Genomic DNA, 14,734 nt, shown 5'->3' with positions numbered 1-14,734 from the left:
TCGAATTACGACGAATTACTTAGTTTTCAGATCATTTTTAACGCTTTTCACACCATCTACCGCTTTGGCGATACTTTCAGCACGGTCACTTTGTGCCTGAGAATCTACGGTACCGGAGAGCTGAACCACACCATCGGTGGTTTCAACTTTCACTTTACGTGAAGGGACGATATCGTCCGCCAGCAGTTTGGCTTTGATTTCACTGGTGGTGGCGGTGTCACCCGCGTAGCCCTTCACAGAGCCTTCTTTAGCGTCGCGAACGTGCAGTTTGTCGCTGACAGAGGTCACGCCTTCAACGCCTTTCGCCACTTTCACTGCCTCTTCGGCCTGGGCCTGGCTTTCAACGAAACCGCTCAGGGTCACGACTTTTTGATCGGTTTTGACAGAGATATCGGTGCTCTTGATGTTGTCATGATCCACCAGGGCCGCCTTCACTTTCGCGGTGATAGCGCTGTCATCCATGAAATTACCGACTTTATTCATAGAGCTATCGACTTTTTGCCCTGCACTTTCATTGGTTGTCTGCGCGTTGTTTTCTGCGTAGGCAGAGCCGGTCGCGACGGCAGAGGTCAACATTACAGCCAGCAGAGTTTTCGAAATCTTCAGTCTTGTCATAGTCATCGATTTATTCCTGTATGTTTGCTCATAATTTGAGCCTGGCAACACGAGGTTGCATTGCTGAATAGGGAGAGGCTTCACCCTCTACAGAAGTCAATGGTCGCTATCACAAAAGCGATGGCTGATGAATAACGACCATTACAGCCTCTGAATCAGTTATTAATATCGGTAGAATGACAATCGACGGCTTTAGATACTGATATCTACGCATTGAACGGTATTTAACGCCGCCAGAAATGTCATTACTTTGTTAAATATAGATCACAATTTTGAAACCGCTCGGGATATCCCCTAAAACATAAGTAAAAGTGAATGTTTTAAGAACATTCCGTAAGCGGCTAATAAGGAAGGGAAATTGACAGGGCGCAGCGGCTACCGCGCCCTGGAGGCAAGAATTAATGCTCGCGAGTCTGGTGGAACTGAACGTCCGGATAACGTTCCTGCGCCAGGCGCAGGTTGACCATGCTGGTAGCGATGTAAGCGAGGTTATCGCCGCCATCAAGCGCCAGTTGGCTTTCGTTCTTACGCTTGAACTCTTCGAATTTCTTCGCGTCCGCACATTCTACCCAGCGTGCAGTGGCAACGTTGACTGACTCATACACTGCTTCAACGTTGTATTCGCTCTTCAAGCGCGCTACCACCACATCAAACTGCAGCACACCAACCGCACCAACGATCAGGTCGTTGTTGGAGATCGGACGGAACACCTGCACCGCGCCCTCTTCGGAAAGCTGTACCAGCCCTTTGAGCAGCTGTTTTTGCTTCAGCGGATCTTTCAGGCGGATACGACGGAACAGTTCCGGCGCAAAGTTCGGGATACCGGTGAACTTCATCATCTCACCCTGGGTAAAGGTGTCGCCGATCTGAATAGTGCCGTGGTTGTGCAGACCAAGGATGTCGCCCGGATACGCTTCTTCAACATGCGAACGGTCGCCCGCCATAAAGGTCAGCGCGTCGGAGATCACCACATCTTTCGCGGTGCGCACCTGGCGCAGCTTCATGCCTTTTTCATATTTACCGGATACCACGCGCATAAACGCCACGCGGTCGCGGTGTTTCGGGTCCATGTTGGCCTGAATTTTAAATACGAAGCCGGTAAATTTATCTTCGCTCGCCTCTACGGTACGGGTATCAGTCTGACGCGGCATCGGCGCAGGTGCCCACTCTACCAGGCCATCCAGCATATGATCGACGCCGAAGTTACCCAGCGCAGTACCAAAGAACACTGGAGTAATTTCGCCCGCAAGGAACAATTCTTTGTCGAACTCGTTAGACGCGCCTTTCACCAGTTCCAGTTCGTCACGCAGCTGCTGTGCCAGATCTTCACCAACCGCAGCATCGAGATCCGGGTTATTCAGCCCTTTAACAATACGGACTTCCTGAATGGTGTGACCTTTACCGCTCTGATAGAGATAGGTTTCGTCTTTATAAAGGTGGTAAACGCCTTTAAACAGCTTGCCGCAGCCAATCGGCCAGGTGATCGGCGCACAGCCGATTTTCAGCTCGTTCTCAACTTCATCGAGCAGCTCCATCGGATCGCGGATATCACGGTCAAGTTTGTTCATAAAGGTGAGGATCGGCGTATCGCGCAGACGGGTAACTTCCATCAGCTTACGGGTACGATCTTCAACACCTTTTGCAGCGTCGATAACCATCAGGCAGCAGTCCACCGCCGTCAGGGTACGATAGGTATCTTCCGAGAAGTCTTCGTGCCCGGGGGTGTCGAGCAGGTTAACCAGGCAGTCGTGATACGGAAACTGCATCACAGACGTGGTAATGGAGATCCCACGCTGCTTTTCCATCTCCATCCAGTCCGACTTAGCGTGCTGGTTGGAACCACGGCCTTTTACTGTACCGGCAGTCTGAATGGCCTGTCCGAACAGCAGCACCTTCTCGGTGATGGTCGTTTTACCGGCGTCCGGGTGAGAAATAATTGCAAAGGTTCTTCTTTTCGCTACCTCTGCGGCCAAAAGGCTTGTCATAATTGTTGTCTCTTTGATTATGTACAATCATATGTACAAAGAAAAATTCATGCCGCTGATTGTACATTTTGGAGGTATCAGAGCATAGCAGAACATGATCAGTAGGTGTATTTGTAGCCAAAGAACATTTGTACATGCAGCAATCTTTACTCTATTGACACTGTTTATTCATACAGTCAAAAATAGTGCTGTATACAAATACAGTATAGAGGGATTTTTATGCGTATTGAGATCTGCATAGCCAAAGAGAAAATGACTAAAATGCCAAGCGGTGCTGTTGATGCGTTAAAGGAAGAATTAACTCGGCGCATCAGTAAGCGTTATGACGATGTAGAAGTAATCGTAAAAGCCACCAGCAATGACGGGCTTTCTGTTACACGCACCGCAGATAAGGATTCTGCAAAAACATTTGTTCAGGAGACTCTGAAAGATACTTGGGAGTCTGCTGACGAGTGGTTTGTTCACTAATAGACACGTAAAATCGGTAACGGCTGGAAATAATTCAATACTCGCACTATCGGAAGTTCACCAGCCAGCCGCAGCACGTTCTTGCATACGACGTGCCTGCGGTTTCAACTCCCGCCAGCTCCACCACTTTTGATAGGACTGCAACCGGACAGCGGCAATAAAAACAGCCACTTACGGACACTGACCAGACAGTAAGCGGACTTAAAAAAGACAAAAATATACACGCAAAATGCACGTGCATTTCAAAAAAGCCTCTGATTGTGAAGTCAGAGGCTTTTCTATTTGTAACTAAGAGTAACAATTCAACATGACGCAACCTACCAATTACGTCACGTCAAACGCTCTGATTGAACGCAAATCATCCAGATTATTCAGTTGTTCCTTCATCTCGCGCTGGCGTTCGTGGATTTTAAAGCCCTCCGCCACCATGGCCACCATCATGGCATCGTTCAGCGCAATAAGTTTCTCCCTGGTCAGTATGACGTTGTTATTATCCGCATCAGTCCAGAAAAAACCATCCGGAAGCAGCCCGGCCTGCGCTGTTGCAACCACGGGCGCAAGGCGTGACTGCGAGGTTTTTCCGCCATCAAAACGACGGCCATCAAACGTGAAAATAAACTCAACGTTTTCCTGACTGTCGCGCCATGCCTCAATTTCCCGCCTTTTGGCATCCTTTGCCGCTGCAATAAGTTCCGGCGTGACGGTGAACGGGGCGATTTCGCCCCATTTCCCGCTTTGCAGCTCCTGCCAGACATGCTGGCCTGTCGGGGCCATATCATCCTGTATGGCGGTATACAGGACGAACTCCGTTTCACCTTCAAATAACACCTCGCAGTCAACCGCACCATTTTCAAGATAATGCGCGTTTCTGATGCCTTTCACCGCTCTGATTTTCATGTCTTATTTCCTTATTACTCAATGCGTACAAAAAGACCGATATAGCCACGCGTTGTATCGTGACTAATGCGGGTCCCCGAAAGCGCCGTGTAACGACCGGGGAAGTTGTATTCACCAGCACCGCCAATCACAACCTGCGGTGAGGATGCGTATGTCCCTGTATCGCTAACCCGTGCACTCATAGCCAGAGGGCCAAGACGGGAACCCGGCACAATATCACCGAGCCCCAGAGACGCATCTGCACCAAAACTCTCCCCCTGATATGCCGCCATAATCGGCACACCAACGGCCGGGTATTTATAATATGAGCCTGAGCCCGCCATCCTGGACAGCAGGTACGCCAGTGAATCTCCGTCGTATACAACTACCCGCGATGACATGTTCCAGCTGTTATCGCTGTCGTTGTACCGGTACTGCATATAGTGAATACAGTGTTCACCCTGATAATACTGGTTGTAGCACATCAGGGTTTTAAATTTGCGGACTGTGTCGGATTCACTGTTGGCGTACGGTGACCACATCACATCAATAATGCCGTTAAATTGCGTGGTACCGGTAAGCAGTTGCGAGGAGTCTGTAATACTGACCGCATACCGCCCCGGCGTGACTTTCTTCAACCACTCAACGAAATCAGACAGCCCCTCAAACGCCAGAGCGTCAGTGCTGGTGAATGCCTGTCCAAACCCATACATCCCGGACAGGGCCAGCCTGCCCGGTGTGCGGTCACGGATATCACTCTGGGGTTCCATCGTCGCAGCCGCGTTCAGCTCAAGCTCCGTGCGCATGGCTTCAGCCGTGTCATGCGCCAGTAATGCGCGGCCCTTCTCTGACAGCAGAGACAGTGAGGCATTCCCGTCCGTATTGAAGTACAGAAGATTATCTGCCCGTTGCGTCAGTGCGCTGATTGCCGTTAAGACGTCATTAAGCGGTTGTTTGCCTGCCAGCGCGTTTGTGATTGTCGTCGCAAAGTTCGGGTCATTGCCCAGCGCCGCTGCCAGCTCGTTCAGGGTGTCCAGAACTTCCGGCGATGAGCCAACCAGCGCAGCAAGCAGTTTGCGCACAAACGCTGCGTTCGCTGCTTCCAGACCGGCGGCATCATCCGGTGGGGTTGGGGTGGTTGGGGTGCCGGTGAAGGCCGGGCTGTCCAGTGGCGCTTTTGTTTTCGTCTCCTCCATGACGGTTTTGACAGCCTTTGGCGTGGCAGCCAGTTCCTCGCTGTCGTTATCCGTGTCACTACAGAGTTGCACCAGACCTTTTTCTGTCGTGGAGGCATTTGTTGCATTCAGGTCATCAACTATCTGCTGCGTCTCATCCCTGTACTGTTTCGCTTCCTGCGCATTGTCTGCACCTGCATCCTGGCTGGCTTTAGCCTGTCGGGCGTATTCGGCGGCACTGTTTTTGTGCCCCAGCGCCGCATTTGCCGACAGTTCTGAACTGGTCGCTGCTGATGATGCGGCATTATGATAAAGGCGGGCGCGTTCGGCGGCATCGACTGATTCGTCCCGCGCTGTGCCTGATGACTGTGCGCTGTTTTCTGCCTCACCCGCAAAACGTTCCGCATCATCACGGGCCGTTGCGGTTGTCGTCACATCCTGTGCCGTCTGCTGTGCGTTTCCGGCTGCAGCTTCGGCGCTCTGCTGTGTCTGATTTTTTAGCTCTTCTGCCTCATCCTTACTAACCGCCGCAGATGTTGCTGCATTGATTGCATCATCAGCAGCTGTTTCTGCTCTCTCCCTGTCACTGACCACCTGCTCAGACAAGCGAACAACGGTATTTACCATTTCCTCAAAACGCTTCATTACCTCAGGGCGTAAATCACCCTCCTTTGGTGCATCCAGAAAAGCATTCAGCGTATCCGGCTCATCTGTAACCGGCTCATTTAAACCGTCTGGTCTGTTTCCTCCGGCTCTACAAAAATAATGTCCATCATTTTTAATGGACACTATCGTATGAAACACCGGACCTGGATCACTGAAGCTTTACGTCTTCACTTTGAAGAACATTTACCCCGGGTTGTGGCCGGGCGTCGCCTGGGTGTACCAAAATCAACAGTTTGTAGTATGTTCGTGCGCTTTCGGAGAGCTGGCCTTTCGTGGCCTTTGCCCGCAGGCATGTCGGAGCAGGAACTTGATGCCTGCCTTTACGGACAATTTTCCACGGTACCAGTCGTACGTCCTGAAAGCACCGTTATATCCGAAGCCCCCGTGGTAAAAAAACGTCCCCGGCGGCCCAACTTCCCTTATGAGTTTAAAATCGCCTTAGTGGAGAAGTCACTGCAGCCCGGAGCCTGTGTGGCGCAGATCGCCCGGGAAAACGGAATCAACGATAACCTGCTCTTCAACTGGCGCCATCAATACCGGAAAGGTGGCCTGCTGCCTTCCGGAAAAAATATGCCGGCACTGCTTCCCGTGACGTTAACGCCGGAGCCGGATAATAAAATCCCGGCCCCCGCACAGGAACCAGAGCAGATAAATACACCGTCCGACAGTCTGTGTTGTGAGCTGGTTCTGCCGGCCGGAACTCTCAGGCTTAAAGGTAAACTGACGCCGGCGTTATTACAGACACTTATCCGCGAAATAAAAGGGAGCAGCCACTGATGATATCTCTCCCTGCAGGTTCGCGTATCTGGCTGGTTGCAGGTATCACCGATATGCGAAATGGCTTTAACGGCCTGGCATCAAAAGTTCAGAACGTCCTGAAGGATGACCCGTTCTCCGGACACCTGTTCATCTTCCGCGGACGCCGGGGTGACCAGATAAAAGTGTTGTGGGCTGACAGTGACGGACTGTGCCTCTTCACCAAACGCCTGGAGCGGGGCCGCTTCGTCTGGCCAGTCACCCGTGACGGCAAGGTGCACCTTACTCCGGCTCAGTTATCCATGCTTCTTGAAGGTATCAACTGGAAGCACCCGAAACGAACGGAACGCGCTGGAATCCGCATATAACCCGTTGTAAAGTGAGGATATGGACACCTCACTTGCTCATGAGAACGCCCGCCTGCGGGCACTGTTGCAGACGCAACAGGACACCATCCGCCAGATGGCTGAATACAACCGCCTGCTCTCACAGCGGGTGGCGGCTTATGCTTCCGAAATCAACCGGCTGAAGGCGCTGGTTGCGAAACTGCAACGTATGCAGTTCGGTAAAAGCTCAGAAAAACTTCGTGCAAAAACCGAACGGCAGATACAGGAAGCACAGGAGCGAATCAGCGCACTTCAGGAAGAAATGGCGGAAACGCTGGGTGAGCAATATGACCCGGTACTGCCATCCGCCCTGCGCCAGTCTTCAGCCCGTAAACCGTTACCGGCCTCACTTCCCCGTGAAACCCGGGTTATCCGGCCGGAAGAGGAATGCTGTCCTGCCTGTGGTGGTGAACTCAGTTCTCTGGGATGTGATGTGTCAGAGCAACTGGAGCTTATCAGCAGCGCCTTTAAGGTTATCGAAACACAACGTCCGAAACAGGCCTGTTGCCGGTGCGACCATATCGTGCAGGCACCAGTACCTTCAAAACCCATTGCACGCAGTTATGCCGGAGCGGGGCTTCTGGCCCATGTTGTCACCGGGAAATATGCAGACCATCTGCCGTTATACCGCCAGTCAGAAATATACCGTCGTCAGGGAGTGGAGCTGAGCCGTGCCACACTGGGGCGCTGGACAGGTGCTGTTGCTGAACTGCTGGAGCCGCTGTATGACGTCCTGCGCCAGTATGTGCTGATGCCCGGTAAAGTCCATGCTGATGATATCCCCGTCCCGGTCCAGGAGCCGGGCAGCGGTAAAACCCGGACAGCCCGGCTGTGGGTCTACGTCCGTGATGACCGTAACGCCGGTTCACAGATGCCCCCGGCGGTCTGGTTCGCGTACAGTCCGGACCGGAAAGGTATCCATCCACAAAATCACCTGGCCGGTTACAGCGGTGTGCTTCAGGCCGATGCTTACGGTGGTTACCGGGCGTTATACGAATCCGGCAGAATAACGGAAGCCGCGTGTATGGCTCATGCCCGGAGAAAAATCCACGATGTGCATGCAAGAGCGCCCACCTACATCACCACGGAAGCCCTGCAGCGTATCGGTGAACTGTATGCCATCGAGGCAGAGGTCCGGGGCTGTTCAGCAGAACAGCGTCTGGCGGCAAGAAAAGCCAGAGCCGCGCCACTGATGCAGTCACTGTATGACTGGATACAGCAACAGATGAAAACACTGTCGCGTCACTCAGATACGGCAAAAGCGTTCGCATACCTGCTGAAACAGTGGGATGCACTGAACGTGTACTGCAGTAATGGCTGGGTGGAAATCGACAACAACATCGCAGAGAACGCCTTACGGGGAGTGGCCGTAGGCCGGAAAAACTGGATGTTCGCGGGTTCCGACAGCGGTGGTGAACATGCGGCGGTGTTGTACTCGCTGATCGGCACATGCCGTCTGAACAATGTGGAGCCAGAAAAGTGGCTGCGTTACGTCATTGAACATATCCAGGACTGGCCGGCAAACCGGGTACGCGATCTGTTGCCCTGGAAAGTTGATCTGAGCTCTCAGTAAATATCAATACGGTTCTGACGAGTCGCTTACGCTCATCTGTCGGTGCAACATAAATTTCCCCCGCCTTTACAGGAGGATGCCCTGAGCGGGACAAAAATACATCATAAAATCCCGGCTCAGCATTAATAGTATACCCGCCATCACTTCCCGTAAGACAGGTTGCCACAATATTAACCACAACTGTCGGACTGGTTCTTCTGGCTCGCAATTCAATCGCACAGTTTACGACAGGCTCACCTGCTCCGTCCTTCAGGACACCTGAAATCTTTACTGCCATATTCACCCCACAAAAAAGCCCGCCTGAACCCGGCGGGCTGTCATAACACTGTGTTACCTGGCTAATCAGAACTTATAACCGACACCCACGATGAAACCGTCAGTGCGCCAGTCGCCACTGCCGGAGCCTTCATAAGCAATATCAATAGCCACGGATTCGGTCGGGTTAAACTGCACGCCAGCTCCCCACGCCAGAGACGTGTTGCTGTGGCGACCGTCATCACTTCCGGTCAGCACATCGTGCGTTTTCCCCTTATTGTCAGTTACGCGGAGATAATCCCCGGAGAAAGTCGACACACGGCTGTAAGCCACACCCGCCATCGCATACGCGCTGAACCATTCATTCACGCGCACAGACGGCCCCGCCATTACGCTGAACCAGCGGTTACGAACGGAATCTTCATGCCAGCGGGTATCGCTGTAACGGGTCAGCTGGCGATTCTTGTCTCCTGCATAGCTGAATGACGTCACCATACCCAGTGTGTCCGTAAACTCATAACGGTATTTCACGTTAATCCCGTTCAGATCATCGCTGCCGGGAACGTTCGTCGAGACATGAAGATACCCCGCGCTCAGCGTGGACTGATGTTCAGACGCCCATGCAGGCGCACCGGATAAGGCCAGACAAATGGCTGCGGACAAAATGGCGGCATAAAGTTTACGCATAATTACCTCTCGCTTTTCTGCAATAAAAAAGGCGTCATTTCTGACGCCCGTTATGGGTTATAAAATTCAGCTGATACTGATACCTGCTGTGGATTTCTTCATCACCACAACCAGCAGATCGCTGATACTGGTTGTTGGTGTCCAGTTATTCGCTCCTGATGAAGATACGGTGAATGTCAGTGTCAGCGTCCCCTGTCCGGCAGGCATATCTATAACTGAGGAAAATACGCCCTGAGCATCCGTCGTGGACTGATTAAAAATCTCCTGACCATTGCGGGTCACTCTTAACCGGCAGGTTGAATACCAGTATGACTGTTGGTTATTACTGTTGAAATTCTCATGCTTACCACCACGGAACAACACTGGCGGTATCATGACCTGCCGGTCAAATTTCTGATCATCACTGATTCTTACCGTGATGGTGCCACTGGCATAACTGTTCGTGCGGGGGAAAGACTTGCTGACCGTTTTGACAATATCGCCTTCAATCTGGTTGGCTGACAGTTTCCCCTTAATCTGACAGTTCTCATTTATCGTGACGTTGTTGAGCGTCCCGGAGTTCGCATTCACGTTACCGCTGATATCGGCATTTTTAGCGGTCAGCTTTCCGTCCGGTGTCAGGGAAAATGCAGGAGGATTACCGCCGCTGGTAATGGTGGGAGCCGTCAGATATTTCAGGAACACTTCATTCATGAATATCTGATCACCCTGACCAACAAACATCGGTTTTGTGTTGCCATTTGCAGGATTAATCATCGCAATCCTGTCTGCCGCCAGCAGCACCTGACTCTGCATGCCGTCGGGGGTGTTCTCAATACCGGCACCGATACCCGCAATATAAAGGCGACCATCCTGCATCTGCTGCAGTTTCACGGCCCACATACTGTTCAGGTTATTACTGGTGTCCGTCTGAACCTTTTGTATCTGCTGGATGGTGGCCTCCTGATCTCCCAGCTTCTGGTCCGTTGTCGTCATGATTTCACTGCTTTTTTGATCCACATACTGGCGAACCTGCGCTATCTGGCGTGCATTCTCCTCATTACTCTGACTGACCGTCTGCGTGAGTTCGCTGCTGACGTTATCCACTCTCTGGCTCACCTGTGATATACCCAGTGACAGCTCATCATTTTTTTTCGCAACCAGCTGTGTGAGGCTGTTTTCTGTCTCCCCGATTTTTTGGGTCACTTCAGCAATATCACTCTCTATCTGCTGATTGATCTCATCCTCCAGTTGCTCAACTTCACTGCGCAATGCCGAGGCATTAATACGATCGTTCAGCTCCTGCCCCAGCAGGGTGCTGTTTATTTTCCCTTCAAAAAAATTGAGATACACCTCAGCATCATTAACCGGCTGGCCAACAGCTTCCACAAACGCTGATTTACCGACGATGTTCACACTGCGGATATAAAAGTAATAATCATGGCCCGGCCTGATATTAATACTGGCAGCTGTCCAGTACATCGCCGTACCAAGATAGCGGGCTGTGGTTTCAACCTGCCGGATATCCGTAATCTGATTTTCCGAGAACCAGAACTCAAACTGCACCGTCGGGTCATACACCGCAAGACGCGGGACTGCCGTTATCTGAAAATACCCCGGTATCAGTTCAATCTGTGACGGCGCTGCCGGGGCGTTAATCCGGAATGAGGTGGTGGCGGGTTCCCCCTGCTGGCCATAACTGTTTATCGCCCGCACCGTCAGGGTGTATTCCCCCAGTGGCAGACCACTGAAACGGTGCGCCGTGTCTGCAGTGATGGCGTTGGTCACCAGACGGCTGTCTTCACCGCTTCCACGGTTCAGGCGCAGACTGAAGCGCACACCCTTCACCACCCGCGGCGTGTCCCATTTCGCCTGCGCCAGATACTGGCCATCATCCGCGCTCACCTCCACCGTGAGGTGCTGCACTGCCGGAGGAGTGACGCTGTTCAGGGAGCCGGACAGCGGCTCAAAGGTGGCCCCGTTATCCACAATGGCTTCTTTTTCCGGTACGTGCTGCACCGCCGTGATGGCAAAGGTGCCGTCCGTGTTTTCCCGGATGGCCACACAGCGGAACAGGCGACGTCGAAGGCCGGGAATTTTCAGCCCCCATACCCCGTATGTCGCCACGCCATCAGGCAGGGCGCTGACCTGTATCCGGTCAGGAGCAGGCTGTGCCGTGATGTCCACACTCACCGGCTTACCGCTGCCATTAATCAGGTTCACCGTGGCGGTACCGGTCTCCGGAAGCGTCACCTCCCGGTCCAGCGTCAGGGTGAGACTGGCGGCATCGATGTTCAGAATGCGCCCGCCGGTCAGGGTCCCGGCGTAGTCGTTATCACAGACTTCAATGATGTCACCGGGCGTGTGGCGCAGCCCCTGTGATCCGAGCGTGAAATCCACCGTCTGCGTTTCCAGCAGTTCGGTCTTTATCACCCACAGTCCGGCACGGTGAGCCTGACCGCGACTGGTACAGCCGAACGCATCCATCTTCAGCAGATTACGTCCGTAGCGCAGTATGGCTTCCGGGTCTTCCACCAGTTCAGTGGAGGTCTGCCAACCGTTCTGCGGGTCGGTGTAATTCACCTCCACCGCCGTGTGCCGGTCCTTCAGGGCGCTGAAGCTGTAGCGGAAGCCCACACCGTTATCATCCACCACCACATCGCTGTTGGTGTAGGGCCACACCACATCCGACGGGCGGTCCTGCACGAACGTCAGCGTCTGCCCGTTCCATACCGGCATACAGCGCATCGCCGAGCAGAAATCACTGAGCACATCCCACGCCTTACGCTGTTGTGACAGGTACGCATTAAACGTCATCCGCGGTTCGGTCCCCCCGAAGCCATCCGGCACCGGCTGGTCGCAGTACTGCGCAATGGCATACAGAGCCCATTTGTCCACGTCTGCGGCCCCCAGACGTTTCCCCATCCCGTAGCGCGGGTGGGTCAGCATGTCCCACAGGCACCAGGCCGGGTTGTTGCTCCAGGCCGGTTTCATACACCCGTCCCAGATACCGCTGTAAGTACGTTTTTCCGGGTCATAGTTTGACGGCACCTGAATGATGCGACCGCGGATATGGTAGTTCACAGTTATCTGCTGACCGCCAAACTGCTCCGCATCCACCTGCAGGCCCACAATGGCCGTGTTCGGGTAGCACTGTTCCACATCGATGATTTCGGTGTATGACGACCACAGCGTTCTGTTCTGCAGCTGGTCCGTGGTGCTGTCAGCCGTCTCCCTGACCATCCGGATGTTAAAGGGGCGCTCAGGCAGATTATTCAGAATCACCGACGTCAGGTACTGCGAGGTGGTCTTACCGTTAATGGTGACATCCTTTTCCGTCACCCAGCTACCGTTACGCTGCAGCTGAATCAGCAGACGAACAGAAGCCGGATTACGGTCGCCCCTGGAGGTGGTCTCCACCAGTGACTGTACCCCGAAGGTGACCCGCAGGCGGTCAATGTTCGCGGACGTGATGGTACGCGTCACCGGCTTTGCCTTCGTCACTTCCACACCCAGCGCAGTTTCAGCCCCGGAGGACTCAAAACCTTCCGGCGGGGTCTGCTCCTGCTCCCCGGCGCGCCAGACGGCGGTCACACCGTGTATCACGGGATTGCCGTCCGTGTCCGTCAGCGGGGTTTTATTCACCAGGATACTCTGCAGTCCCTTCACCGGGCCTTCTATCGGTCCCTCTCCAATCGCATCAATCACGCTCATCATCTGCGTGGACTTAAGATTGTCCTTTGCCTCAACTGGCGTGTGCGCCTTGCCGCCACCTTTTCCCATTGCCTCACCCTTTACTGTGATAACTGTTACGCACAAAAGAACAGGCCCCCCGGGGATGCCTGTATCATAATGACTGAATAAAAATTCTGAGTTTATTCACATTTCCGGAAACTGACGGTTGCAGGAATAACTCCACATTTTTACAGTTCTTCAGCCTGATAAAGGCAATTGGTCAAAACTTAACTAATCAAGGTGACTATTCATTTCTCCCGTAATATTCGTGAGTATTACGGGAGATTTTTTTTATCCTCTGCCGATAACCACCACTTTCCCGTCACCACCTTCATCACGGGTACTGATGTCCTGGGATATCCGTCGGGAACCAACCAGCATTTCACCGTATGGCACCGGCACCGGATTACCCTGAGCAATCATATTGTCCAGCGAGGAAAAGTAGGTGTTCTGTCTGCCGTTATCCGTTGTCCGGTAATCCGGTGTTTTTGCCTTCGGGGCCAGCATCTGTGCCACCCCACCCAGCGCCATTGCAGTCCCCATGGCAAACATAATATTGCTGGCTGCAATACCGATACCCGGCATCCAGATAGCTGCCGCAGCCAGCGCAACGCCAAGAACCGCCTGAAACACACCCCCACTTTTGGCTCCTTCAGTCCGGGGTACCAGATGAATGACATCCCCCGGGCTCAGTGGCTCATGCAGTCGGGTCGATATCTGGTCCGGCGCAGTATCCTCACCGGCAATACGTACCCGGTACCAGCCTTCGGTCATCTGACGGCGGAATCCCGGCAGCTGCAGAGACAGCGCCCGGATGGCTTCCGCTGCCGTGTTCACATACAGGCTGAGGCGGCGGCCAAATCGTTGTAAATCCCCGTGAAGGCAGATGCGGACCAGTGGCGGTGATGCCAGACAGAATGCGTTCGTCGTTGCCATTTTTCAGAATACCTCTCCCGTTTACTCAGTTGTTCAGGTATATGGTGAAGCAGTTCACCGTTACCGCAGTAAATGGCGGCGTGATTGGCCACCGATGCGCCAAAGCAGCACAGCAGGATATCGCCCGGCTGTGCAGAGGGCAGGGGCACCCGGTAAAAGCCCGTGGCCTCCATATTGTCCAGGTACAGGTTCTGGCCGTTGCGCCACCACTCATCCTCGCGCGCAAAATCCGGCAGCGTTATCCCTGCCAGATGGTATGCATCCCGGAACAGGGTGTAACAGTCCGTCACACCATGTTCAAAGCGCCGTCCGGTCAGGTGCGGCACACAGCGGAACTTGTGAATCGCCCCCCGGCAGACCAGCCACCAGGACAGGGCACTTTTCACCTGCAGCCGCCGGTCCGCCTCGCTCAGCCAGGGCAGACCACCGGGATGACTGTGGACCAGTGCCACAATCTCCCCCTGCATCTCTGCCCGCAGCCAGTCCTCCGGTGCAATACGAAAATATGCCTCAGGCTCTGCGGAGGTATTCACGCAGGGAAGATACCTGTCTCCCTCCGGCGTTCTCACCACGAAGCCGCACGACTCCGCAGGCGCACACCGCCGGGCATGCGCCAGAATCGCTGATTCAGTCTGTGTCATA

11 protein-coding genes and 2 pseudogenes are annotated in these 14,734 nt (G+C 53.5%); 4 read left to right on the top strand and 9 right to left on the bottom strand.

Annotated features, from left to right (window positions below; genetic code table 11):
- Nucleotides 1-15: 15 nt before the first annotated feature.
- Together osmY and prfC are read right to left on the bottom strand one after the other, a co-directional pair.
- Nucleotides 16-621, bottom strand: a complete 606-nt coding sequence (osmY, locus tag QUF14_RS26975; protein WP_001295410.1) for a molecular chaperone OsmY — start codon at nucleotides 619-621, stop codon at nucleotides 16-18.
- Between the two features lie 392 nt (nucleotides 622-1,013).
- Nucleotides 1,014-2,600, bottom strand: coding sequence for a peptide chain release factor 3 (gene prfC, locus QUF14_RS26970; RefSeq protein ID WP_000202563.1), 1,587 nt, complete (start codon nucleotides 2,598-2,600; stop codon nucleotides 1,014-1,016).
- A gap of 219 nt (nucleotides 2,601-2,819) precedes the next feature.
- On the opposite strand from prfC, the gene QUF14_RS26965 reads away from it, so the two are divergent.
- The gene (locus tag QUF14_RS26965; protein ID WP_001217550.1) at nucleotides 2,820-3,068 is read left to right on the top strand and encodes a DinI-like family protein; all 249 of its coding nucleotides are present in this window, start codon (nucleotides 2,820-2,822) and stop codon (nucleotides 3,066-3,068) included.
- A 324-nt stretch (nucleotides 3,069-3,392) separates the two neighbouring features.
- On the opposite strand, the gene QUF14_RS26960 is transcribed toward QUF14_RS26965, so the two are convergent.
- Together QUF14_RS26960 and QUF14_RS26955 are read right to left on the bottom strand one after the other, a co-directional pair.
- Nucleotides 3,393-3,965, bottom strand: coding sequence for a DUF4376 domain-containing protein (locus tag QUF14_RS26960; RefSeq protein ID WP_000701866.1), 573 nt, complete (start codon nucleotides 3,963-3,965; stop codon nucleotides 3,393-3,395).
- 14 nt (nucleotides 3,966-3,979) lie between these two features.
- Nucleotides 3,980-5,833 (bottom strand): annotated as a pseudogene (locus tag QUF14_RS26955) (tail fiber protein); the annotation flags it as partial.
- Between the two features lie 51 nt (nucleotides 5,834-5,884).
- Between QUF14_RS26955 and tnpA the strand changes: the two are divergent.
- From tnpA to QUF14_RS26940, 3 genes are read left to right on the top strand one after another with little or no spacing between them, the layout of a single operon-like run.
- Nucleotides 5,885-6,562 (top strand): IS66-like element accessory protein TnpA, encoded by a 678-nt coding sequence (tnpA, locus tag QUF14_RS26950; protein ID WP_100733974.1) that lies wholly within the window; start codon nucleotides 5,885-5,887, stop codon nucleotides 6,560-6,562.
- A complete protein-coding gene (gene tnpB, locus QUF14_RS26945; RefSeq protein ID WP_000624622.1) occupies nucleotides 6,562-6,909 on the top strand; it encodes an IS66 family insertion sequence element accessory protein TnpB in 348 nt (115 codons plus the stop codon). Before tnpA ends, tnpB begins: the two co-directional genes overlap by 1 nt.
- Before the next feature lie 19 nt (nucleotides 6,910-6,928).
- Nucleotides 6,929-8,500, top strand: a complete 1,572-nt coding sequence (locus QUF14_RS26940) for an IS66-like element ISCro1 family transposase (protein ID WP_000381395.1) — start codon at nucleotides 6,929-6,931, stop codon at nucleotides 8,498-8,500.
- Nucleotides 8,501-8,534: 34 nt separating this feature from the next.
- On the opposite strand, the pseudogene QUF14_RS26935 reads toward QUF14_RS26940, so the two are convergent.
- From QUF14_RS26935 to QUF14_RS26915, 5 genes and pseudogenes are all read right to left on the bottom strand, one after another.
- Nucleotides 8,535-8,777: pseudogene (locus QUF14_RS26935) on the bottom strand (prophage tail fiber N-terminal domain-containing protein); the annotation flags it as partial.
- A 65-nt stretch (nucleotides 8,778-8,842) separates the two neighbouring features.
- Entirely contained in the window at nucleotides 8,843-9,442 is a 600-nt protein-coding gene (locus QUF14_RS26930; RefSeq protein WP_001230293.1) for an Ail/Lom family outer membrane beta-barrel protein, read from the bottom strand.
- A 66-nt stretch (nucleotides 9,443-9,508) separates the two neighbouring features.
- On the bottom strand, nucleotides 9,509-13,204 hold the full coding sequence (gene gpJ, locus QUF14_RS26925; RefSeq protein WP_000514812.1) for a phage attachment tail tip protein J: 3,696 nt from the start codon (nucleotides 13,202-13,204) through the stop codon (nucleotides 9,509-9,511).
- A gap of 243 nt (nucleotides 13,205-13,447) precedes the next feature.
- Entirely contained in the window at nucleotides 13,448-14,092 is a 645-nt protein-coding gene (locus tag QUF14_RS26920; RefSeq protein ID WP_000246334.1) for a tail assembly protein, read from the bottom strand.
- Entirely contained in the window at nucleotides 13,990-14,733 is a 744-nt protein-coding gene (locus QUF14_RS26915) for a C40 family peptidase (RefSeq protein WP_000194734.1), read from the bottom strand. The genes QUF14_RS26920 and QUF14_RS26915 overlap by 103 nt, the downstream gene beginning before the upstream one ends.
- Nucleotide 14,734 lies beyond the last annotated feature (1 nt).

The organism is Escherichia sp. HH091_1A (assembly GCF_030295175.1).
GTDB classification, from domain to species: Bacteria; Pseudomonadota; Gammaproteobacteria; order Enterobacterales; family Enterobacteriaceae; genus Escherichia; species Escherichia coli_F.
The sequence above is the reverse complement of the archived record's forward strand: the minus strand, read 5'-3'. Positions and strand labels throughout refer to the sequence as shown.

Bases quoted from the DNA above. Each gene is read 5' to 3' on its own strand.
- QUF14_RS26930 (WP_001230293.1), bottom strand. From the start codon at position 9,442: ATGCGTAAACTTTATGCCGCCATTTTGTCCGCAGCCATTTGTCTGGCC.
- gpJ (WP_000514812.1), bottom strand. From the start codon at position 13,204: ATGGGAAAAGGTGGCGGCAAGGCGCACACGCCAGTTGAGGCAAAGGAC.
- prfC (WP_000202563.1), bottom strand. From the start codon at position 2,600: ATGACAAGCCTTTTGGCCGCAGAGGTAGCGAAAAGAAGAACCTTTGCA.
- osmY (WP_001295410.1), bottom strand. From the start codon at position 621: ATGACTATGACAAGACTGAAGATTTCGAAAACTCTGCTGGCTGTAATG.
- tnpA (WP_100733974.1), top strand. From the start codon at position 5,885: ATGTCCATCATTTTTAATGGACACTATCGTATGAAACACCGGACCTGG.
- QUF14_RS26915 (WP_000194734.1), bottom strand. From the start codon at position 14,733: ATGACACAGACTGAATCAGCGATTCTGGCGCATGCCCGGCGGTGTGCG.
- QUF14_RS26960 (WP_000701866.1), bottom strand. From the start codon at position 3,965: ATGAAAATCAGAGCGGTGAAAGGCATCAGAAACGCGCATTATCTTGAA.
- QUF14_RS26965 (WP_001217550.1), top strand. From the start codon at position 2,820: ATGCGTATTGAGATCTGCATAGCCAAAGAGAAAATGACTAAAATGCCA.
- QUF14_RS26920 (WP_000246334.1), bottom strand. From the start codon at position 14,092: ATGGCAACGACGAACGCATTCTGTCTGGCATCACCGCCACTGGTCCGC.
- QUF14_RS26940 (WP_000381395.1), top strand. From the start codon at position 6,929: ATGGACACCTCACTTGCTCATGAGAACGCCCGCCTGCGGGCACTGTTG.
- tnpB (WP_000624622.1), top strand. From the start codon at position 6,562: ATGATATCTCTCCCTGCAGGTTCGCGTATCTGGCTGGTTGCAGGTATC.